Source organism: Luteolibacter arcticus, assembly GCF_025950235.1.
Lineage (GTDB): Bacteria > Verrucomicrobiota > Verrucomicrobiia > Verrucomicrobiales > Akkermansiaceae > Haloferula > Haloferula arctica.
The window spans coordinates 940,290-960,926 of sequence record NZ_JAPDDT010000001.1 but is presented as its reverse complement, the minus strand read 5'-3'; the positions used below and the strand labels follow the sequence as shown (position 1 = coordinate 960,926).

General features: G+C 62.6%; 18 protein-coding genes and 1 pseudogene. 10 read left to right on the top strand and 9 right to left on the bottom strand.

Annotated features, from left to right (window positions below):
* Nucleotides 1-7: 7 nt before the first annotated feature.
* Entirely contained in the window at nucleotides 8-1,237 is a 1,230-nt protein-coding gene (locus OKA05_RS03985; RefSeq protein WP_264485808.1) for a glycoside hydrolase 5 family protein, read from the bottom strand.
* 156 nt (nucleotides 1,238-1,393) lie between these two features.
* Here OKA05_RS03985 and OKA05_RS03980 point away from each other — a divergent pair, with 156 nt between their 5' ends.
* The 7 genes and pseudogenes from OKA05_RS03980 (at nucleotide 1,394) to OKA05_RS03955 (ending at nucleotide 5,506) form a co-directional block, all read left to right on the top strand.
* The gene (locus tag OKA05_RS03980; protein WP_264485807.1) at nucleotides 1,394-1,870 is read left to right on the top strand and encodes an RNA polymerase sigma factor; all 477 of its coding nucleotides are present in this window, start codon (nucleotides 1,394-1,396) and stop codon (nucleotides 1,868-1,870) included.
* Nucleotides 1,867-2,289 (top strand): hypothetical protein, encoded by a 423-nt coding sequence (locus OKA05_RS03975; protein ID WP_264485806.1) that lies wholly within the window; start codon nucleotides 1,867-1,869, stop codon nucleotides 2,287-2,289. Before OKA05_RS03980 ends, OKA05_RS03975 begins: the two co-directional genes overlap by 4 nt.
* A gap of 45 nt (nucleotides 2,290-2,334) precedes the next feature.
* Nucleotides 2,335-3,171, top strand: coding sequence for a S1C family serine protease (locus OKA05_RS03970; protein WP_264485805.1), 837 nt, complete (start codon nucleotides 2,335-2,337; stop codon nucleotides 3,169-3,171).
* A gap of 80 nt (nucleotides 3,172-3,251) precedes the next feature.
* Complete coding sequence (locus tag OKA05_RS03965) at nucleotides 3,252-3,608, top strand: hypothetical protein (RefSeq protein WP_264485804.1); 357 nt, start codon at nucleotides 3,252-3,254, stop codon at nucleotides 3,606-3,608.
* A gap of 101 nt (nucleotides 3,609-3,709) precedes the next feature.
* Nucleotides 3,710-4,300 (top strand): annotated as a pseudogene (locus OKA05_RS29320) (YdeI/OmpD-associated family protein); the annotation flags it as partial.
* A complete protein-coding gene (locus OKA05_RS29315; RefSeq protein ID WP_343226946.1) occupies nucleotides 4,295-4,753 on the top strand; it encodes a DUF1801 domain-containing protein in 459 nt (152 codons plus the stop codon). The pseudogene OKA05_RS29320 and the gene OKA05_RS29315, both read left to right, overlap by 6 nt.
* A gap of 30 nt (nucleotides 4,754-4,783) precedes the next feature.
* Complete coding sequence (locus OKA05_RS03955) at nucleotides 4,784-5,506, top strand: hypothetical protein (protein WP_264485802.1); 723 nt, start codon at nucleotides 4,784-4,786, stop codon at nucleotides 5,504-5,506.
* Nucleotides 5,507-5,535: 29 nt separating this feature from the next.
* On the opposite strand, the gene OKA05_RS03950 is transcribed toward OKA05_RS03955, so the two are convergent.
* On the bottom strand, nucleotides 5,536-6,816 hold the full coding sequence (locus OKA05_RS03950; protein ID WP_264485801.1) for a putative sensor domain DACNV-containing protein: 1,281 nt from the start codon (nucleotides 6,814-6,816) through the stop codon (nucleotides 5,536-5,538).
* 83 nt (nucleotides 6,817-6,899) lie between these two features.
* Between OKA05_RS03950 and OKA05_RS03945 the strand changes: the two genes are divergently transcribed.
* Complete coding sequence (locus tag OKA05_RS03945) at nucleotides 6,900-7,853, top strand: glycosyl hydrolase family 18 protein (protein ID WP_264485800.1); 954 nt, start codon at nucleotides 6,900-6,902, stop codon at nucleotides 7,851-7,853.
* A 486-nt stretch (nucleotides 7,854-8,339) separates the two neighbouring features.
* Here OKA05_RS03945 and OKA05_RS03940 read toward each other — a convergent pair whose 3' ends face one another.
* The 4 genes from OKA05_RS03940 to OKA05_RS03925 form a co-directional block, all read right to left on the bottom strand.
* Nucleotides 8,340-9,665: an ATP-dependent Clp protease proteolytic subunit gene (locus OKA05_RS03940; protein WP_264485799.1), complete on the bottom strand. Its 1,326-nt coding sequence runs from the start codon at nucleotides 9,663-9,665 to the stop codon at nucleotides 8,340-8,342.
* 115 nt (nucleotides 9,666-9,780) lie between these two features.
* Complete coding sequence (locus tag OKA05_RS03935; RefSeq protein WP_264485798.1) at nucleotides 9,781-10,632, bottom strand: hypothetical protein; 852 nt, start codon at nucleotides 10,630-10,632, stop codon at nucleotides 9,781-9,783.
* Between the two features lie 60 nt (nucleotides 10,633-10,692).
* On the bottom strand, nucleotides 10,693-12,147 hold the full coding sequence (locus tag OKA05_RS03930; protein WP_264485797.1) for an inorganic phosphate transporter: 1,455 nt from the start codon (nucleotides 12,145-12,147) through the stop codon (nucleotides 10,693-10,695).
* Between the two features lie 135 nt (nucleotides 12,148-12,282).
* Complete coding sequence (locus tag OKA05_RS03925; RefSeq protein WP_264485796.1) at nucleotides 12,283-12,783, bottom strand: DUF47 domain-containing protein; 501 nt, start codon at nucleotides 12,781-12,783, stop codon at nucleotides 12,283-12,285.
* A 177-nt stretch (nucleotides 12,784-12,960) separates the two neighbouring features.
* Between OKA05_RS03925 and pstB the strand changes: the two genes are divergently transcribed.
* Nucleotides 12,961-13,770 carry a phosphate ABC transporter ATP-binding protein PstB gene (pstB, locus tag OKA05_RS03920; RefSeq protein WP_264485795.1) on the top strand — a complete coding sequence of 270 codons (810 nt, stop codon included), beginning with the start codon at nucleotides 12,961-12,963 and terminating at the stop codon, nucleotides 13,768-13,770.
* A gap of 11 nt (nucleotides 13,771-13,781) precedes the next feature.
* Nucleotides 13,782-14,489: a phosphate signaling complex protein PhoU gene (gene phoU / locus OKA05_RS03915; protein ID WP_264485794.1), complete on the top strand. Its 708-nt coding sequence runs from the start codon at nucleotides 13,782-13,784 to the stop codon at nucleotides 14,487-14,489.
* A 69-nt stretch (nucleotides 14,490-14,558) separates the two neighbouring features.
* On the opposite strand, the gene OKA05_RS03910 is transcribed toward phoU, so the two are convergent.
* The 3 genes from OKA05_RS03910 to OKA05_RS03900 form a co-directional block, all read right to left on the bottom strand.
* Nucleotides 14,559-17,111, bottom strand: coding sequence for a beta strand repeat-containing protein (locus OKA05_RS03910; RefSeq protein ID WP_264485793.1), 2,553 nt, complete (start codon nucleotides 17,109-17,111; stop codon nucleotides 14,559-14,561).
* A 35-nt stretch (nucleotides 17,112-17,146) separates the two neighbouring features.
* Nucleotides 17,147-18,529: a hypothetical protein gene (locus tag OKA05_RS03905; RefSeq protein ID WP_264485792.1), complete on the bottom strand. Its 1,383-nt coding sequence runs from the start codon at nucleotides 18,527-18,529 to the stop codon at nucleotides 17,147-17,149.
* Nucleotides 18,530-19,047: 518 nt separating this feature from the next.
* Nucleotides 19,048-20,637: a glycoside hydrolase family 43 protein gene (locus tag OKA05_RS03900; protein WP_264485791.1), complete on the bottom strand. Its 1,590-nt coding sequence runs from the start codon at nucleotides 20,635-20,637 to the stop codon at nucleotides 19,048-19,050.

The following is a 20,637-nucleotide window of genomic DNA, read 5'->3' as shown; positions in this document are numbered from 1 at the left end:
CAACCGGTCAGGATGCGCCGTCAAAAATCAGGTAGGTCGGACTTCCGCTCGCCGTCATCTTCACCGAGTTCGGGGTGGGTTGTTTTGGCAGGGCGATCTCCTTGGCCTTCTCCGTGAGCGGCATCTGCGGCGCACCGGTCAATTTTCCCGGCACTCCGTCCAAGGTGATCTCCACGTCCTTGCCCTCGTGCGTCGGCGTCCAGACTGCCCACACGATCTTGTTCCCGGAGGCATGCCGGTATTCCTGCACCCGGATTTCTGGTTCGCTCTTCACGCTTCGCGTGAAGCGATAGTCTCCGAGTGTCCGCTGCAAGTGGCTCACCGCATGAAACGATGCCTTCGGCTGGAAATGTCGCGTGAGCCCGGCGCTGGCGTGCAGGCTCGCCTTGTCGTCATCGTTGAAGAAATAGAGGTAAGCGCGCTCCACTGGCATTGAGGAGAAGACGAGGAATGAGCGCACGAGCCACTGTGCCTGTTGCTCATCGGTAACGCCGACCCACTTGGCGAAGTCGCCGGTCTTTTCTTGCGGCTGTGTGGTGCTGTCGTAGCCGAACTCGGTGATCCACACCGGCTTGCCCTTGGCGTGCTGATCGCGCCAGCGGCACAGGTCGTCCACGTCCTTCAAGTAGCGGGGTAGGGAGGGGTCTTCGGGAAAGCTACGCCGCCATGTCGGCCAGTTCTCGAGCTGGGCATAGCTGTGGATCGTGAGGACATCGATCAAGTCTGTTAGGCCGGTGAGACAGGCGACGCTCTTCTCGTAGTCGCCGCTCTTGCCTGTTGTTAGATTGCAGGTGCCGATCTTGAGCTTCGGATCGCCCGCGCGCAGGCCGGTGGCCATCGCCTTCAGCATGCGAGTGTAGTCGGCATCGCTCCACTTGCCCGGTTCGTTGCCGACCTCGATGGACTCCACCAGCTTGCGGGCACCGGATGGCCCGAACTCCTTCGCGAAGGTGCGCCCGTAGGCCTCGGCGTCCTTCTCGATGTCCTTCCATTGCTCTCGCGGCACCGACTCGAACATCAGGCAGGCATTCGTCGTCCAGCCGTGCTTTTGCCATGAGCCATAGACGCCGTCCCAATTGACGCGGTTCTTCGCGAAGGGAAACTCCGGCAGCGTTGCGGTGTCCTTCCCTAGATCCCATTCGACGGGATGGTAGTCGCGCACGAGCCGCGCCGTTGGCTGATACAGCTCCGGCTTGAATTGCACCGTGTGGCCGTTGAGCCCGATGAAATCCTTCATCAGCGGGGGCTGGGACCACGCCATTCCCGCGAGGGCGATCGTGAAAGCAGGGGCAAATAGGCAACGACGCATCGTTGCCGGATACGCGTCCGATCGATCTTTCTTCGCCACCGCGTGATAAATCCGCCGCGCCGCGCCGCTGTCCGGGTGAAACGCATGGCATCCCCCGCACAGGACTGGAACGATTGGCTGGCTGAGAATGCGGCCCGTTTCCTTCTTTTCGCCCGCCAGCAGACCCGCTGCGAGCACGATGCGGAGGACGTCCTTCAGGAGTCGCTGGTCGAGTCCTGGCAGCGCGCCGGTGGCCGGCCGGATGCCGCGCTTGTCTTCGCGACTATCCGCCGTCGCTCCATCGACCTCGGTCGCTCGAATGATCGCCGTGCGGTCCGCGAGCTGGAGAGCGGGGATCTCTTCACCGTGCCCACTGGCGACCGCGACACCGCGGAAGTCCTCGCCAGCGAACTCCATCGCCTGCCGCCTGAGCAGCGCGACGTGCTCACCTTGAAATTCTGGGGCGGCCTCACTTTCGCCGAGGTCGCCACCACCCTCGAGATCCCGCCGGGCACTGCCGCCTCGCGCTACCGGCTGGCCCTCGAGGCTCTCCGCGAAACCCTGACCACTGCACTCACATGAACTCCGACGAAGACCTCGAAGCGCTGCTCGGCCGCTTGGCCCCGGCTCCGCCGTCGGCCGATCTCATGGCCCGGCTGCAAGCCGCGTGTCCGCCCGTCCGGAAAGCGAGGCCCGTCCTGCACCTGTGGCTGCCGCTGGCCGCGGCGGCCGGGCTGACGCTCGCCTGGCTGTGGCCGGACCCACCTTCAATACCGGAGCCCGTTGCGGAGAAGCCGGATCTTCAGCCCGTCGGCAGTGTGCAGCACCTGATGGAAGTCGCCGACCTCGGGGTCGTCATGGGTGAGGACCAGCGTCCCGTCCGGCTGATCCGTACCCGCTGGGTGGATGAAATTCTCTACGCCTCGCCCGGCGGTGGCGAACCGGTCAAGGAAGGCCGCCTCCGTGAAGAGGTGCTGCCAGTTTCCCTCGACCTCTACTGATCTACTGAAAGAGCCAAATACCGAACTACCGATACCATCATCATCATGAAAACGACCTGCCTGCTTGCCGCTCTGAGTGGCCTCGCCTTCGCCCAAGAGCCTGCTCCCGTTCCCGTCCGCCCAGCGCCGTCCGTCCCCGGAGTTCCAGGTTCCCGTGTGGAGGTGGTGCCGCGGATCACCATGTCCCGTTCCAGTAGTGCGGCACTCGCGGAACTGGAGCCGAATTGGACCGTTCCGACCTTTGAGCACGGGGAACTCGGCGAGCCGCTGCGCTGGACCTATGGGCAAGCGCGGGCGTCATTCCACGATGTCGTGCGCTCCGGCCCGGTCGGCTTCCTCGGCGTCAATGCCACGCCTGTACCTCATGAACTTTCCGCCCACCTGACGTTGCCGGCGGACACCGGCCTGATGGTGGAAGTTGTCGCGAAGGATAGCCCGGCGGAAAAGGCCGGCCTCCAAGCGAATGACGTGCTCGCCAAGCTCGACGACCAGATCCTCATCGACCCACGCCAGCTCTCGGTGCTGGTCGCAAACAAGAAGGAAGGCGACAGCGTGAAGATCAGCTACGTCCGCAAGGGCGAGACGAAGGAAGCAAACGTCGTCATCGGCAAACGGGAAAGCAGCGGCCCGGCGATGGGCAAGGTGAACGCGGATGTCCTGCTGGAGCGTTCCGGGGGTGCCCCGCTGCTCACCTTCGTCCGTCGCTTTGAGATTCCCGGGGGTGATGGCGGCGAGATCAAGATCGCCGGTAGCATTTCCGAAGATGCCACTGTTGCCCCGGCTCCCCACGACGATCCGGCGGGTCCGCCAAACGAAGACGTGAAGAAGCAACTCGAGGAGATCCGCGCCATGTTGGAAGCGCTCCAGCAGAAGGTGAAGTGAGTTTTTTGAGATGGTAGGTGTCTCATCAAAAGCGATTCCTACCATCTGACTTTCGCGGTGTCAGACGGACGAATCCCATTGTGGTCTATGATTCCAACGCGCAGAATGTCGAACGGATATGCACGACCCGCGGTATGGGGAAATCAAGTGAAGAACAGGTGGGTCAATGGATCGGTTATTGTTGGCCGCCTGTCATCGGGATCAGCGCCTTGGTTGCCGGTCACATCACTGCCTCGTCTTCGCCAAAGGCATTTATGAGCACCCACGGCTTCTTTGAAATTGCCATCGTAATCGCGTTTTTGGCTTCGATCATCTACGTGATCCGACTGCGGCCTTTCCGACGAGACCGGTGGCTTAGGATTCCGTTCTACGCAAATTGGGGAATGCTTGCCCTGACGGTGGTGGGAATCATCTCGGTTTTTGCAGGGGAACTGTGAAGTGAAAACCAGTTGTTCGTCTCCGGCTGGAGGGAATGAGGATTGAGTCGCCAAGCCCGCGATTCTCCGCTGGAGTGTGACGTCTTTCAAAACGTGATGTCATGGCAACGAGTGGAATGAACCCCAAGGTGGATGCCGTTTTGGGCAAGGCCCAGAAGTGGCAGGAGGAGTTTGAGAAGCTGCGGAAGATCGCTCTCAGTTGTCCGCTGACCGAAGAGTTGAAGTGGGGCCAGCCGTGCTATTCGATGGAAGGTGCGAACATCGTGCTGATCCACGGATTCAAGGAGTACTGCGCGCTTCTCTTTTTCAAAGGGGCCTTCCTGAAGGATGCCAAGGGACTGCTCGTCCAACAGACGGAGAACGTGCAGGCAGCACGCCAGATCCGGTTCACGAATCTCAAGGAGATCACCAAGCTGGAGCCTGTCTTGAAAGCCTACATCAAGGAAGCCATCAAGGTGGAGAAGGCGGGCATGGTAGTGGAATACAAGAAGACTTCCGAGTTCTCGATGCCAGAGGAGTTCGAGAAGCAGTTGAAGGGCAACGCTGCCTTGAAGAAGGCTTTCGAGGCTCTGACGCCGGGACGCCAACGGGGGTATCTGCTTCATTTCGCGGCGGCCAAGCAATCGAAGACGCGGGAGTCGCGAATCGAAAAGTGTGTGCCGCAGATTCTGGCGGGCAAAGGATTGATGGATCCACCGGCCGACCGGAAGGAGAAGCCGGGCAAGCTGAAGAAGAATGAGGACGGCATCGTTCTTTTGTCAGGCGGCAATCCGCAGATCGCGAAGGCAGATGGCGATGCTCCGGTGCAGGCTTACATCGCCGCGATGCCGGGATGGAAGAGCGAGATCGGCAAACGCCTCGATACGATTGTCGCGGACACGGTGCCCAGCGTGAAGAAGGCCGTGAAGTGGAACTCGCCTTTCTACGGCGTCGAAGGCAAGGGCTGGTTCCTCAACGTCCACTGCCTGACGAAATACGTGAAGGTGACGTTCTTCGCCGGCAAATCGCTGAAGCCGATGCCACCCGGCAGCACGCCGAAGAGTGGGGAAGCACGCTGGATCGATATTCACGAAGGTGAGTTCGATGAGGCGAAGATGGAGACGTGGGTGAAGCAGGCGGCCAAGTTGCCGGGGTGGACTCCGTAGGCATTCAATGCATAGTGTAATCTTCCTATCATGAAACGTGCAGCCTTGATCTTGTTCTCGATGTTCGCCTGTGGCGCTCTTGGTGAGGACGATCCTTTTGTTGCCGACGGATCTGACAAGGTTGTCGTTCAGGAGGACGATGCCTTCAAGGTGATCGCCGATCCAGCCGGCAAGGCCTATTTCCCCGAAGGACGGGCGTCGTACTACACCAAGTATTTGTCGGCGATGAAGGAGCCTTCCGTTCTATCCCCGCAGGAGAAGGGGGTGGAGAGGGTATTTCGGTTCACCTACCTTCGCAGTTTCCATGATCCGTTGGTGGTCCGGATCACCGAAACGGGAGACACGGTCACGGCGCGTGCGGTTAGGTTGGAAATGGATCAGCAATACCAGCCGGTGAAGATTGTAAGCGACAGGACATGGAAGCTCGACGGAGAGGGTCGAAAGGCAGTGAAGGCACTTCCGGAGCAGAAGGGCTTCTGGACGCCACTTAATCTAGTCGAGGAAGCGATTGCTTCCAGTGGACTGGATGGATCGAAGTGGGTCTTTGAAGTTCACGACAAGGATGGCTATCGAATGATCGATGTGTGGACTCCGGAGGCCTTGGTGGGTATGGATAAAGACGTCGTAGATCGAGTGTCAGGGGACTTGGGAAAAGAACCCGTCACGATGAGGGACTTCCTGATTTACAAGAAGACCGGCGAGAAGCTGCTGGAGATCGGGGGCATTCTTCCGGAACCGGACGACCGATACTGACGCCAAGTGGCGAGGCTTTTCACGCCGCCTCACACCATCGAGTGCATCCAGAACATCACCGAGTCTTCCACGTTCGCGATCATTCGCACCTGGCTGTCCTGGGAGATGACGAAGCCGATGACGCCGGGTTCCACGGAGCAGAGTCGATAGACTGCGCGGTGGCGGGTTCCGTCTGACTGGACATTCCAGTCGCCAAGCGCGGAGCCATCGAGGTCGTGGGCTTGGAAGACGCGGAAGACATTGTGCGGGACTTGGATTTCGCCGCCGAAGCCGAGGACTCGGACGCCTTGGTCCAGCACCATGGCCCCGTCCACCAGCATGAGGTCGGAGAAGAAGCGGGCGAGCTCGAAGAAGGCCTCCTCCAGCCGGTCGAGTTCGGCATCCTTACTGGTTCGGAAGACTTGCCAGGCATCATCGATCGTCGAGCCTTCGGGGCAGAGCTGGCCGACGCGGCGGATGATCTTCTTCATGAGGTGCGGGAAGCGGCGTCCGGCTTCGTCCGATTCGGAGGTGTACTTGCAGTCGATCCAGCGGAAGGGATCGCCATCCACGCCGGTGGTGGGGAGGAAGACGACGGTGCCGCCGTGGCCGCTGGTGCGGACGAGGTTGATCACGCGCTTGACGAACTGCAGCGAGACGAGGTGGCAGAGCTCGGCGTAGTCGGCCTCCTTCAAGGTCGGCGGCAGACAGCGGTCGCCGAGTTCCTGGACGAGGTGGAGCCGGAGGTCGGCAAAGCGTTCGCTGAGCAGGCGGGATTGGAAGACATCGAGCCGCGGCCCGTGGAATTCGCGGCCGCGCCATTCGCCGATGAGCTGGTAGTCGTGGTAAAACAGCAGCCAGCCGGGGTCACGGACATGGATGATCGGATGCAGGATGGAGTGACCGGCCGGCTTGCGGCCACCGGCGACGAGGTTCATCCAGCGCGGCCCCGTATTGAGGATGCCCCAGATGCAAAGGCCGCGGTCGCGGTCCGGCCATACCGCCACGGCGGAGTGGAAGAAGCTGGCCGCCGGGCTGAGGCGCTTGATCTCATTCGGCGAGAACGCATGGGGCGTGGTGAAGCGGATCGCGTGGACGCCGTCGGGAGGCCCGTCCGACAGGGGAAAGGCATCCGGCGGGGCGATGATGACGCGGGCGCGCACCGGCCGGCCTTCTTCCTTCAGCAGGCTTGAGGAAAACAGGATGTCGCAGGCCCGGCGGATTTCATCGGGCGACGGACAATCGGGGCGCTCATTGAGCAGCCGGTGAAGCTGCCCGACCATACCGGCGAGGTCGAGCGGGGAAGGGGCGGCGGCGACCATCTCGGACATGACATGACTAAAGAGGCTGAAACGGCTGCCGTCCAGAGCCCGGCGTGAAACATTGCTCCGGACTGCGGCGTTCCCGCATGGCCATGAAAACCCTCCTCGCCGCGCTGCTCGCATTTTCCATCGGCTCCGCCCACGCCCGTCCCAAGGTCGTGGCCTACGTGCCGAACTGGATCAATCTGGAGGAGTTTTCCAAGACCATCGACTACACGAAGGTCACCCATCTCAACATCGCCTTCGAGAATCCGACCGACGACAGTGGCGAGCTTTCCTTCAACCGGCGCAACCGGGCGCTGTTAGAAAAGGCCAAGGCGGCGAAGGTCAAGGTGCTGGTGTCGATCGGCGGCGGCTCGGCATCGGGCGACGAGGTGCTGAAGGCCCGCTACTTCAAGCTTCTGGCCGATGACCAGCGGGCCGGCTTCGTCACCAAGCTGGCGGCGTATGTGGAGAAGCACGGTTTCGACGGGCTGGACGTAGATATCGAAGGCCCCTCGATCAACGAGGACTATGGCGACTTCATCGCGGATCTCGCCGCCGTGCTGAAGCCCAAGGGCAAGCTGCTCACTGCCGCGCTGTCGAAGGGCTATGGCGGTGACCGAGTGCCGGACGCGGCGTTGGGCCACTTTGATTTCCTCAACATTATGGCCTACGACGCTAAGGGGTCATGGAACCCGGAAGCGCCGGGGCAGCATTCGTCGCTGGAGTTTGCCAAGGGAGCGGCAAATTACTGGCTCGCTCGTGGTTTGCCGAAGGAGAAGGCGATCCTTGGCGTGCCCTTCTACGGCTACGGCTTCGGGAAGGATTTCCGCAACGGCGGTTTCGGGTATGCGGACATTCTGGCGAGGCATCCAGAGGCGGATCAGCAGGATCAGGTGGGCGAAACGATCTGGCACAATGGCCAGCCGACAATCCGGGCGAAGGCGAAGCACGTGGTCGATGAAGGCCTCGGCGGCGTGATGATCTGGTCGCTCAACAACGACGTGAAGGGAGAGAAGTCGTTGTTAGAGGCGCTTCACGGGGAGTTGGTGAAGGGGAAGTGAAGGAAGCTGCGAGACGGTATCGGGAGTCTTTCGCCCCGCCGGGGCGTGATTCCTAAGCCCCAGGCATCGCCCGGGGACTGGTGTTGCGAAGGAATCCGGAGGGCTGAAAGCCTGTTAGATTGTGAGAGGATCGAAGCATGCTGATCTCATTCCGTGGCACGGGCTCGCCTCAGTGACCCTCCGCGATGGTGTGATGGGAGCCTCCCACGTCTCGCGGCCCTACAGGCCGCAATGCTCTGCCTGCAGGGACCCCGCCCGTTGGGCGGGGCTGAAAGATCGCGCCCCTTTGGGGCTGAGGAAAAGGGAATCGTTTGCGCTCCCTGTGTACACAAGGAAGGGAGACCGTGTGGTCTCCCTTCGTGATTTGGAATGTAGGCGCGTTTGTTAGAACGCGAGGAGCAAGGGTGGTGAGCGTTTCTATGACGATCGCTTTTCCCGTGGCTTCCGCGGTGTTACCACCGCGCCTACGCTGAGAAAGGCGTGGCCTCAGCGCATCCGGTAGTAGTTGTCCGGATTGTAGAGGAAGTAGACGTCCTTGGGAGTCAGGCGCGGGAGATAGGAGAAGGGCTTGCCGTTGGGGTCGATCTCTTCCTTCATCTCGGCGGCAGGCTGGGCGGGCGACGGAGGCATGGCGGACTTGAGGTCCGGGCTCTTGGTGAAGGAGCTTTCCTCGATGCCGCTGACGATGTGGTTCACCCACTTCAGCTTTTGCGCGTCTTCGCCGAATTCGCTCCAATCGCCGGCGCTGGAGTGGGCATACATCTGCTTGATGAATTCATCCGTGCTGACGCCCATCTTGGCGGCGACGGGGGAGGCGAGGCGGGTCCACCAGCGCTGGCTTTCCTTCACGACTTCCGCCTGCTCGGTCAGGTTGAGCTGGCCGAAGAGGGTGGAGCTGATCTGGTGGTGCAGGATGATGGCATTCGGGTAAGCGTAGCTTTCCTTGGCCAGGGTGGTGATGCCGGCGGCCATCGAGGCGGCGAAGGACTTCACGACCACGTGGACCGGGGCGTCGCTCGACTCCATCGCCTTGAGGATGCGGTAGCCGGCCATGACCGAACCGCCGGGCGACTGGTCGATGACGATGAAGATCGGCAGCTTCTTGTCGGCGTTGTTGAAGAAGTCGATGCGGTCGGTGATGTGGTCCGCAGTGGCCATGCTGATCATGCCGTTTAGGGCGATCCGGCGGTCGGAAATGACCAGCGTGCCATCGTCGCGGAGGGGATTCTCAAGGTAGACCGGCTTGGCGTCCGCGTAGGACTTGCGCTTGGTCTCCATCTCCATCCCGGCAATCTGGTTCTGGAGCTTGCTGATCTCGATGCCGGACTGGCTTTGGACGGCCTTGAGCTCGTTGGTGAGGTACTCGGCCTTGGCCTTGGCGAGTTCGTTGTCGCGGGTGATCTGGGCCTTCTCAGCCTCGATCTTGGACATTGATTCTTCCATGGCCACTTGGCGCTTCATGGCGGCGAGGCTGAGGCGCTCGGCGAGGAGGTCCTTCTCCATCTTGAGCCGGGTGATCTCGGCGCGCATCGCGTTGGTCTCGGCGGTGAGCTTGGCGGAGGCGAGGTTGTTCTCGGCGGTGAGCTTCTCCTGCTCCTCCTTGACCGGGTCGGCCTTCTTTTCCTCGGCTGGCTTCTCGGCGGAAACCGGCTTGTCGGCAGGCTTTTCGACCGGGAGTTCCGGCTTGGCGGCCGGGACTTCGGCGATGGCGATCGGCGCGGTGGCGGCCGTGGCCTTGGCGGCGGGCTCCTGGGCGATGGCGGCGGTGGCCAAGCCAAGCAGGACGAGGGCGGAACGGGTCGTGGTTCTCATGAAACGGGCGTGGGATGCGGAAATGCGCTACGGGGTTCCCATAGGCACGGCTTTCAAGCGCCGCGGACCCGCGGGCTTGTCTAAGGGGAAAGTGAAGCAGGAAGAATGCCCCGCTTCAATTCTCCAAGCCCTCTTTTTCCCGGCGCTTCTGGCGGCGAATCCCGACGATCACCATGGTCGCAGCAAAGGCCAGGAAGATGCAGGCGACGATGCCAAGCACGGTAAGGAAACGATTGCTACCTTGCTGGAAGGTCGCATTGCTGACGGTTTCCGGCGGATTTTCGCCGGGAACGCGGGCGAGGACCATCTTGCCGTCCTTGATCTCGGCGCGGGTCATTTGACCCATCGCGGGCCCGAGCACGGGGTCTTTCACGTAGCGCTCAAACAGGCGCAGCGTGGAAAAATGCTCCATGAAGCCGTCCGGGACGGCGGAGCCGGGGACGTCCAGCGCGTTCACCTTCAGGGCGAGTTCGCGCCGGGCGAGGTGTGGCTGGCCCTTGATGGTGCCGATCAGGTAGCGCGGGTCGGAGGTCATGAAGCCCTCTTCCCCGTCCTTGGTGAGGCGGGGGCGGCCATTGAGCTGGTAGCAGATGTCGATCACCAGCGCATCGGCAGTGATTTCGCGGATGCGGAAGCTCTTGCGGAGCTGTTCGACCTGCGGGAAGGCAGCGATCGCGAGGTTCAGGTCATCGGCCGTGAGCTCGATCCGGGCGGGCTTGGCGGCGTCGTTCAGCTCGGTGCGGAAGATTTCCAGTCGCTCGACGAGGGCGTTCACCTTGGTCTCGTTGCCCTCGATGGGGTCGACGGCCAGCGGGGTAGGGGCGGCTTTGGTGAATTTCTCGATCTCGGTCGCTTGGCGGAAGGGCATCCACGCGGTGAAACCGATCAAGCAGACCAGCATCAGCAAGGCCAGGATAAGGATCAGGCAGCCGGCAAAGGGCGAACGGGCGGAGGCTTGCGGAGGCATGGGCGGCGGTTCTTAGCCGCGGCTTTCCGGAAAGTCGAAGGCTGAAATTGCGCCGGGAAATTACCCGGCGATCTTCAGCCAGAGCCACATGCTGACGTAGGCGACGCCGGCGGATGCGGGAAGGGTGAGCACCCAGGCGCCGAGGATCTTTTTCACGATCTTCATGTCGATCGCGCTGAAGCGCTTGGTCGCGCCGACGCCCATGATGGCCGTGGTGATGGCGTGGGTGGTGGACACCGTCATGCCGTATTTCCCGGTGATCGCCAGCAGAGTCGCGGCGGTGGTCTCGGCGGCGAAGCCGTGGACCGGCTGCAGCTTCACCATCTTGTGGCCCATGGTCTTGATGATGCGCCAGCCGCCGGCGGAGGTGCCGGCTGCCATGACCAGGGCGCAGACCACCTTGATCCAGGCCGGTACGTCGGACGCGAGTTCCCGGACCTTGCTGGCCATGGCCTTGAGCGGCGGCTTGCCGTCCTTCTCCGCCTTCGCGCCTTCGGCGTCCAGGGCATTTGGCCACTCGGTGTATTTGACTGCGACCATCGGGCCGAGAATCGGGACCTTGGGCAGGAAGCGGGCTTTCTCGCGGGCCAGGCTGGCCTCGTAATCCTTCTGCACGTCGGCGCGGGCGCGGGCGGCTCCTGCCGGGTCGCCGAGGTCATCGTGGACTTCGGCAGCGAGCGAAAGGAAGGCCTCGCGGAACTCGCCGGAGCGCATCTTGAAGCCCTCCGTTTCCAGCCGGGCGGCGGTGTCGAGGGTGTGCTTGCCGTCGATCACCGTCAGCAGCAGTTGCTCGGCTTCCGGCGTCTTTTCCATCTTCAGGAAATGGAACGTCTTCGGGAGATCATGGAATGAACCGGCGGTGGTCGCGGTGACCAGCGCGAGGGTGATGATGCCCATGGTCTTCTGCGCGTCCGCGAGGCCGTGGGCGAAGCCCATGTAGCTGGCGCTGAAAATCTGCGCGCGGCCGAAGAAGCGGTTCACCCACATCGGGCGGGCGTTCCGGAGCAGGGCGTAGAGCAGCGTCATCACCAGGAAGCCGCCGACCAGGCCGATAACTGGCGAACCGAGCATCGGCCAGATCACCTTGTGAAGGACGCCTTCCATCACGACCTTGCCGTCCTTCATCTTTTCCTGGGACCAAATGATGGCCTCCCAGTTGTTCTGCGCGTTGGCCAGCGTCGCGCCGCACAGGCCGCCGACCATGGCGTGGGTGGAGGAGGAGGGGAGGCCGAGCCACCAGGTGAGCAGGTTCCACACGATGCCGCCGAAGAGCGCGCAAATGATGGTCTGCGAGGTGACGAACTGGGAATCCACCAGTCCAGACGACACCGTCTTCGCCACCGCATGGCCGACCAAGGCGCCGAAGAGGTTGGTGATCGCGGCGAGCATGATCGCCTGCCGCGGGGTGAGCACTTTCGTCGAGACGACCGTGGCGATCGAGTTCGCCGTGTCGTGGAAGCCGTTGATGAACTCGAAGGCCAGCGCGACGAGGATGACGACAAGGATGAGCGTCATGTCGGGCGCTTAGGAGTTCTTGTAGGCGATCTGTTTCGCCACGTTGCCGACGTCGCGGCAGCGGTCGAAGACCTTCTCCAACAGATCGTAGAGGTTCGAGACGATGACGACGAACAAGGTGTCGTATTTGCCGCTTTAGAGATCCTTCAAGCAATCGAGCATCAGCTTGTCCGCGTCGCCCTCGATGGTTTGCATGCGGTCGTTGAGCTCCTTCATCTTTACGATATCCATGCCCTTGCGCAGGGCTTGGATCATCTCGACCACCAGTCCGGTGGCTTCATCGAGCATCACGGCGTGGCGGTTGAAGTCGGTGATGGACACCTTGTCCTGCGAGATCAGGTAGCGCTCGACGAATTTCTCGACCGTCTTCGGGATCTTGTAGAGGGCGGTCGAGAGCGCCTCGATGTCCTCCCGCTCCAGAGCGGTGACGAAGCTTTTCACCAGCAGGTCGCTGATTTCCTGGGTGATGGCCTTGTCCTTTTTCCGGACTTCCGCGAACCTGTCGAGCGAGGGGGCCTTCTCGTGCCGCAGAATGTGGGTGAGGCCGACGATGCTTTGCCGGGCCTCCTCGGCACTGGCAATGAGCAGGGTGAAAAAGCGGTCCTCTTTGCCGAACATGCGCTGGATCGAGATCATGGGCAGGTGTTTCGGGCGGGATTTGTGTCGAAAACGTCACACGTGGCAAGCCGCACGAAGGATTTTCCCTGACAGAGTGCCGGGGTCGCCGTGCCACGGCTCACGGCGAGACCTTTACAATCCACCATGCCACTGGTAACCGATGCCCCGCCGCGGAGACGGCCGACTGCCCCGCCGATGACGTCTGAGCACCCTGTGACGCCCGATCCCGCCCCTCGAACCGCGGCAGATGTGCCTGCGATCCAAGTCCAAGGGGTCGATTTCTCCTACGGTGACAAGCAGGTCCTGAAAAGCGTCACCCTCGACGTGCCGAACAACCAGGTGGTCGCCTTCATCGGGCCCTCCGGCTGCGGGAAGACCACCCTCTTGCGCTGCTTCAACCGGATGAATGACCTCGTCCCCGGCGCGCGCGTGACCAAGGGCTCGATCATCATCGAGGGCGCGAACATCGCCGACAAGAGCATCGACCCGGTTCAGCTCCGCCGTCATGTCGGGATGGTCTTCCAGAAGTACAATCCCTTTCCCCGCAGCATCTACGACAACGTCGCCTACGGCCCGCGCACGCTCGGCGAGAAGAAGAAGTCGACGCTTGATGAAGTCGTCGAAAAGTCACTGCGCCGCGCTGCCCTGTGGGACGAGGTGAAGGATCGACTCAACGACATCGCCACCGGGCTCTCCGGCGGCCAGCAGCAGCGGCTCTGCATTGCCCGCACCATGGCGGTCGATCCCGAGATCATCCTGATGGACGAACCCTGCTCGGCGCTCGATCCGATTGCCACCGCGCACGTGGAAGACCTGATTCTGAGCCTGCGGGAGCACTACACCATCGTCATCGTCACGCACAACATGCAGCAGGCGACGCGGGTATCGGACCGCACGGCGTTCTTTTATCTCGGGGAGATGGTCGAATACGACATCACGCGAAAGATCTTCGAAAACCCCGCTCAAAAGCGTACTTTGGACTACATCAGCGGCCGCTTCGGCTGAATTTTCCCTCCATGCACTCGGATACCCCACACATTCTCCGCGAATTCGATCAAGCCTTCGGCGCGCTCCGCAATGAGGTCATTTCCATGGCCGGCCAGGCCCGCCTCAATCTGGAACGTGCCATGCAGGGCCTGCTTGAGCGCGATCTGGAAAAGTGCAAGGCCGTGGTGGCCGATGACGACGAAGTGGACGAGGCGGAGATGACGATCGACCGCATTGGCATGGAGACGCTGGTCCGCTTTCATCCGGTCGCCAGCGACCTGCGGCTGGTGATTACTTCCATGAAGGTGGCGTCCAATCTGGAGCGCATCTCCGATCACGCGGTGAACATCGCCAAGCGCGCCCGCAAGATGATCGCCCGCCCGGCATGCGCCGAGGTGCCGTTCATCGAGCCTCTGTATGCGATGGCCGGGGAACTCCTGCGCGACGCCCTGTCCGCCTACTCCGACCGCAATGCGCAACTCGGTGAATCGCTGAAGGCCCGCGACAAGGAACTCGACAAGCTTCACAAGCGCTTGATCGCCACCTTCAGCGCGCGTCTTGAAGAAGGCGGGGCGGGAACCGAGGACTTCCTGCATCTCATCTTCGTGGCGCGCTCGCTGGAACGCATCGGCGACCTCGCGGTGAACATCGGCGAGGACGCCGTCTATCTCGACTCGGCCCGCGACATCCGCCACGACAAGCAGCGGACCGCCGTCGTGGAGACACCGGCAGAGTAGTCTGAAGAATAGAAAGACCCGCGACAGACCGAGTCCGTCGCGGGCTTGGGTTTCCAGAGAATGGCGGGTTCAGGGTGCCGCAGTGGCGGTGGCGCTGGCCCGCAGGAAGCCTTTTCCGGTCAGGCCATTTGAGCCATCAAGGCTGAAGGTTTTCCATTCCCATCCGCTATTGAGCGTCGGTGCGTTTGGCGGCAGCACGGCTGTCGTTTCCACGCTCACGGCGGCGGTAAAGGTAGCGAGATCGGTGCTGCCCCCGATGCTGTAGTCGAGGCCATCCAGACTGCTGCCGGTAGCCGGGGCACCGGCGGTGAAGGGAGTGCCAGCCCGCACGGCGGCTGTGAGCAGCAGTTGCTTCTGGGTGTCCCCGTCGCCGCCATCTTCCGACAGGCCGAAGATCCGGCCATTGTTGGAGCCGTCGCCGGGATCGCCGTCGAAGGCGAATTCGGTGATGTTGTCCACGCCATCGGCATCCGGGTCATCTTCGGGGTCCGTCTGATTGGCCGGGATGTCCCCGTTCAAGACGAAGGTCTCGATCCAGGATTGGAACGGAGTGACTGCCGAGGGATTGATGATGGCGACTACCGGCGGCGTGGCAACGTTGGCATCGTCGTCGTAGGCATAGTTGAGGTCAAAGCCACCGGGCAGGCCGGTGACGTTGGCAAAGGTGCCGGTGACACCGCCCGAAGCCTTCAGTAGCACGTGGACGCCTCCGGCCACGGTGCCTGAGCCGCTGAACACCAGCGTCGAGTTGGCACCGAGGGCAATCGTGCCAGCCGAGCTGATGATCCGCGGAACGCGGGGGTTGGCTTCACTGTCGTAGGTGAGGGCGAGGGTGCCATTGATGACCGCACCTGCGGTCGCGGAGAGCACTCCCTGCGGGGCCAGCGTGGTGCCGGCATCCGCGGTGATCAGTCCACTCGTCTGGCCGCCGAGACCGAGCGTGCCTGCACTGACGAGTGTGGGGCCGGAGAAGCTGTTGGACGGCGAGCTGAAGATCACGGTGCCCGCGCCGTTCTTGGTGAGGGAGCCGGTGCCGGTGGTGGGGCCCGTGAAGGTCATCACATGTGGAGCATTGGCATCGCTCGCGCCGGTGACGACGGCAGGGCCGTTGAGGCTCACTGGAACGTTCGAGGTTGAGCTGCCCAGTGCGCCCAAGGTGCCGCCTTCCAATTTCAACTGGGCGACGATCGGGCCGGTGGAGCCGATGTTCATGCCGCCGCTGCCGACGTAGAGTGCTCCGCCGGACAGCCGGAGGGTGGAGATGCCTCCCAAGGCGGCTTGGCCGAACTGGAAGCGTTCCGCTTTGGCCACGCCGGTGCCGCGGACGTGCATCACGGCCTGGCCCCTTGAGTTGTTAGTGGCCGTCGGAACCCCCAGAAAGACTCCGCCCACTGCATCGGTGGAGGTGAAAGATCCGGCGGCGACATCAAGAATCGACCACCGGTCGGGGCTGTCGGTTCCCACCGTCGTGCTACCATTGACCGTCAGGCTGCCGCCGGATTCGATGCGGCAACTGACGGAGGAGTTCGCGTTGTTTCCCAGCAGCACGTTGCCCGCCACGTTGACGATCCCGCCATTGTGGATGTAGAGGCCGTTCGTCGTCGAGCCGTTGGCAGGCTCGGCGGTGCCGAGGGTGAAGTTGCACCGGCTCAAGCTCACGCTTCCCGCGTTGAGCGTGCCTCCGCCGACATTGATGAAGACGTTGCCACTGCTGATGTTGGGTTGATGGGTGACGGCACCGTCGATCGTGGCGGTGCCCGAGACGAGTTCGAAGCCGGCGGAGGCGTTCTCGAAGTTCCCGCCCCCGGTGGTATGGATGGTTCCGCCATTCACACGGAGTTTGCCGGTGGCGGCCGTGGTGCTCACGGAGGCGGCGGTGAAACTCGCGCCCGTATCGAGACTGAGAAGCCCGGCGCTGATGGTGGCCGCGCCGCTAAAGGCGTGGGTTCCGGTCAACGTGAAGGTACCACTGCCGAGCTTGGTGAAGGCACCGCCCGTCCCGGTGGTGGATGGGGCGTAGCTGGTGGTCGAGTTGTTCTGGCCGACCGTCAGGGACACCGGGTCGCCGATGGCATTGGTGACCGGGAAGGACCGGTCACCGGTCAGGCCGCCGAGCGTGACGGAGGTGAGGAAGTCCGGGAATGTCACCACGCCACCGGTGGTGGAGTAGGTGAGCGTGCTGTTCTGGAGCGCTGTGCCATCCGCGATCTCGACGGTGCCGGCGGTGATCGTCGTCGGGCCGCTGAAGGTGTTGGGTACGTTGAGGATGGTCTTGCCGGTGCCGGCGAAGGTTACGCTGCCGGTGCCGCTGATGCCGTAGTTGAGGATGACCTCGTCGGAGCGATTGAAGCTCAGCGCGCCGCTATTGGAGATCGGGGTGAAGATCGCACCGCTGGTCGAGCCGTTGCCGACTTGCAGGGTTCCTCCTCCCACGCTCGTGGCACCAACGTAAAAGGCGTCGCCGGTGACGACCAGGGTACCGGGACCGGACTTGGCGAAGGCCCCGATACCGTCGATTTGTCCACCGAGTGTAAGTGTGCTGGCAGCATTCTCCACGCTGGCGAGCAGTCCGTTCTCCGGTAGGGTCAGCGGGGCGGAAATGGTGTGGCTGCCATTGATCACCTGTAGCTTTGCCCCGACCGAACCGTCGTCGAAGTTCAGGGTGCTGGCACCCGCCAGGGTGAAGGACTGTTCAGCACGCCGACGGTGGCGGGAGCGCCCAGCGTGACGGTCCGTGGCTGCGTGATCGGGGTGCCTTCCGCGCCGCCGAGATTGGCGATGGCGGAGATGGCGTTCGGCACGCCGTTGCTGGTCCAGTTTGCCGGCGTGGCCCAGGTGCCGCTGATGTCCTGGTTCCAGAACGACTGCGGCCGGCTGCCAACCTCGATGGTCAGCGTGACGAAGCCTGCGGCGACGCCGAAGGTGTAGGTCTGGCCGGCGATTTTCGTGCTCTCTGCCACGGCCAGACTGGAGACGCCTGAGCCACCGATCGTGCCGGCGCTGTTAAACGCGAACAGCTTGTAGACCCCGGTGCCTGTGAATGGAGTGGTGGTGCCGGAATTGTAGAGTTCCACCGTGCCGCCGTTGATGACCAGGCCGTCGGTGTTGTTCACTGTGATCAGGTCGGCTTGGGTGGTGTCGATCCCTTCCCACTTGATCGTAGAGCCCGCGGCCAGCGAGAGCCCGCCGGTCGTGAGACTGCCAATCGCGCCGTCCCTCGGAATCAGCGTCCCACCGGATGCGACGGTGACCACGCCGGCCATGCTGCCTTGACCGGTCAGCGTGCCCGTATTGTTGACGTTCACCGCACCGCTGCCGGTAGCCGAGCCGGAGGTGGTGTTGTTGATCACCAGACGACCGCCATTCACGGTGGTGGTGTTGGTGCCGTTCCGGGTGGAACCGGTGAGGCTGTTGAGTCGGACCTCACCCGCGCTGAGGACGAGGTTGCTCGCCTGAAACTGGTCGTTGAAGATCGAGGTTCCTGCGCCGGCGAAGGTCACCGTGACGCCGCCCGAGCCGCCATTCACCGCGAGCTTCGAATTCAAGGTGAAGGTGCGGCCAGCTGCCACATTGATGGCGATGTTGAAATTGCTCCCGAGAATCCGGAATCCGGAGTTCGTGCCGGTGGGGAGGTTGCCGATGGTGAGATCCTGCGTGGCGGCGCTCATGTCGATGCCGCCATTGTTGCTGATGGACATCGTCCGCGTGACGCCGTCGATGGTGACCGCGCCACCGGGGTCCAGGATCTTGATGGTATTCAACCGCACATCGCCCCCCATGCTGACGATGCTGGCTGCAGTGACTGCAGTGACCCTGTTGTCCCAGTGCCAGATGTCGGGGTCCGAGCCGCTGTTGTTGGCAGGGGCGGTCGTTACGGCTCCTCCGGCGAGGTCGGTCCACGCGCCTGATGAGTTCAAATTGGGGGGGGAGGTAAGGTTAGCCTTGTAGTAGCTGATCGCCTCGGCGGTTGCGGCCAGCGAGACAAAGGCCGCGCCAATGGCAACTTGGGGTATGGCGCGGAAAAGAAAGGGATGTGACATGGCAGGGGTTGGCTTGGGTTGGGAACTGGGCTTTACGAATAAGATTCGATTCGTGAAAGAGGGCGAGGGCGGGGCTCTGGATGGTTTCTGGTGGTGGCCGCTGGGGCCGGGGAGCGGGAAAACGCGCCCGCTCGGGTATGCATCAAGGCGATTCAGGAGGCTTTGCCGAAAGGCTGAAGCCACGACCTTTCCCCCGGAGCACGAAGTGCAGGGGAAGTTGAATATGCAGCATGGAGACGCAGGGATTCATGGGTTTTTCCGGGCAAGCGGTTGGGTCCACTTGACCTTGGGTCTCCTATCTACCTGTCCCAAAGCTGCGCAGAGGCAAGCCATTGCTTGCTCTATTGCGCGATTTTCAATCTATTTTGCAGAAAACGGTAGGAATCGATGCTTTTCCGCCTGCGTCGACAGTCTTCCGCGTGTCTGCGTAGCCTTCGCCCCTCCTCGCCGAGGGCAAGAGGGATAGGACAGGACAGCGCGAAACATTCTGACGAACCCGCCTACATGGCTCCGGGCATTTACTGGCCCTCCAGCGGGCGCACCTTCAGGCCGCCGAAGCTTGCATGGGTATCGACCACGCGGACGCCTACCGATCCGGCAGCATGAGAATCGTCGCGGGCCGTCAGCACTTCCTTTTCTCCAAGGGTCACCTTGATTTCCGGACCGCGGGCCGTGACGCCGAGTTGGTGCGTGGCTCCGGCTGGCAGGTCCACCGGCGCACGACGGATCTCCGTCCAGCCCTTGCTGTCCATTTTCCCCAGCACCACGGCTTTGTCCCGTGGCAATAGACCGGCGAAGTAGCCGTGCTGGGCATCGAAGCCCACCGACGGAGCGGTCACTCGGAACAACAGCCCCGCATCGCGGTCGCCATTCACGAAGCGCACGGTGGTCGAGGCTTCGAAGTCCGTGAAATTGCCGCCATCGAGCACCAGCTTTTCGCCGCTGCGGTAGTCATTGACCGGGTGGGCCGGGACGGTGCCGAGGTGCAGGCCGTCCTTCTCAAAACCGAAGAATTGCAGGTGGCCGTAATAGGAGAATCCGTCGGGGTGGCCCGTGGTGAAATCCACCGCCAGCGGAAGCTTCGGGGTGGGCAGGGCTTCGCCGGAGGGGAAGGGCAGGACGGTGCCGGGTGCGACCGGGGTGCCGAAGTCCGGCAGACCGTCGGTGCCGAAGGTGAAGGGCTGCACGAAGATGGCGCGCCGCCAGCCGGTCCCACGGTCGCGCTTGGCGTGGTAAACGTGCCACCACTCGCGGTCATCCAGGCTTTTCACGAAGCAACTGTGGCCGGTGCCGTAGGTCTGCTCGGTGCCTCGGAATACGGGCTCGGGGCGTTTGGTCCACGACTTGGGATCGAGCGGGTCCTTGCCGGTGAGTTCCAGCATTCCCAGCTTGTAGGTCGGGAGCCACGAGGCGGCGGTGGAGTAGGTCACGAAGGTTCGGCCGCCGTTTTGGAGCACTTGGGGCCCCTCGGCCAAGCCTCGTGACTCGGGCTTCTCTTCGGTCCGCTCCCAGAGGTGCTCGTCGTTCTTCGCCAACAGCACCCGCGGGCCGGCCAGTTCGGTGGGCGATTTCATCGGGGCGATGTAGAGGAACTGTTTGTCCGTGCCCGGAGCATCCCAGCCGGACCAGATGGCGTAGCGCTTGCCGCCGACCTCCAGCACGGTCATGTCGATCGCCCAGATATTCGGCGACTTGCCGTCGGTGCCATCGCCGGTGGTGAAGGGGCCGTGCAAAGTGTACGGGCTCAGCGGATCCGCGTCACGCGAGCGTAGCACGTAGGCTAGATGGTTCGCATTGTTCCCGTCGGAGGCGGCGAAATAGACATGCCAACGGCCATCAAGGAGGTGGATTTCCGGCGCCCATACTTCTTTCGCATAGGGCCCGCTTTCCGGTGCCGTCCAAATGACGTGCTTCTTCCCCAGCGAGGTCAGCCGGTCGGAGACCCACAGCGCGATCCCGCGGTTGCCTTCCGAGGCGCACCACACGTACTGCTTGCCGTGCTTCACCACCCAGGGGTCGGCTCCTTCCGCGATGGGATTGATGAAGGTGGTCTCGACGGCGTAGACGGCGGCGAGCAGGGCGATGGAAATGGAAAGCGGGCGGAACAT

Bases quoted from the DNA above. Each gene is read 5' to 3' on its own strand.
- OKA05_RS03985 (WP_264485808.1), bottom strand. From the start codon at position 1,237: ATGAAGGATTTCATCGGGCTCAACGGCCACACGGTGCAATTCAAGCCG.
- OKA05_RS03980 (WP_264485807.1), top strand. From the start codon at position 1,394: ATGGCATCCCCCGCACAGGACTGGAACGATTGGCTGGCTGAGAATGCG.
- OKA05_RS03975 (WP_264485806.1), top strand. From the start codon at position 1,867: ATGAACTCCGACGAAGACCTCGAAGCGCTGCTCGGCCGCTTGGCCCCG.
- OKA05_RS03970 (WP_264485805.1), top strand. From the start codon at position 2,335: ATGAAAACGACCTGCCTGCTTGCCGCTCTGAGTGGCCTCGCCTTCGCC.
- OKA05_RS29315 (WP_343226946.1), top strand. From the start codon at position 4,295: ATGGATCCACCGGCCGACCGGAAGGAGAAGCCGGGCAAGCTGAAGAAG.
- OKA05_RS03955 (WP_264485802.1), top strand. From the start codon at position 4,784: ATGAAACGTGCAGCCTTGATCTTGTTCTCGATGTTCGCCTGTGGCGCT.
- OKA05_RS03950 (WP_264485801.1), bottom strand. From the start codon at position 6,816: ATGTCCGAGATGGTCGCCGCCGCCCCTTCCCCGCTCGACCTCGCCGGT.
- OKA05_RS03945 (WP_264485800.1), top strand. From the start codon at position 6,900: ATGAAAACCCTCCTCGCCGCGCTGCTCGCATTTTCCATCGGCTCCGCC.
- OKA05_RS03940 (WP_264485799.1), bottom strand. From the start codon at position 9,665: ATGAGAACCACGACCCGTTCCGCCCTCGTCCTGCTTGGCTTGGCCACC.
- OKA05_RS03935 (WP_264485798.1), bottom strand. From the start codon at position 10,632: ATGCCTCCGCAAGCCTCCGCCCGTTCGCCCTTTGCCGGCTGCCTGATC.
- OKA05_RS03930 (WP_264485797.1), bottom strand. From the start codon at position 12,147: ATGACGCTCATCCTTGTCGTCATCCTCGTCGCGCTGGCCTTCGAGTTC.
- OKA05_RS03925 (WP_264485796.1), bottom strand. From the start codon at position 12,783: ATGATCTCGATCCAGCGCATGTTCGGCAAAGAGGACCGCTTTTTCACC.
- pstB (WP_264485795.1), top strand. From the start codon at position 12,961: ATGACGTCTGAGCACCCTGTGACGCCCGATCCCGCCCCTCGAACCGCG.
- phoU (WP_264485794.1), top strand. From the start codon at position 13,782: ATGCACTCGGATACCCCACACATTCTCCGCGAATTCGATCAAGCCTTC.
- OKA05_RS03905 (WP_264485792.1), bottom strand. From the start codon at position 18,529: ATGTCACATCCCTTTCTTTTCCGCGCCATACCCCAAGTTGCCATTGGC.
- OKA05_RS03900 (WP_264485791.1), bottom strand. From the start codon at position 20,637: ATGTTCCGCCCGCTTTCCATTTCCATCGCCCTGCTCGCCGCCGTCTAC.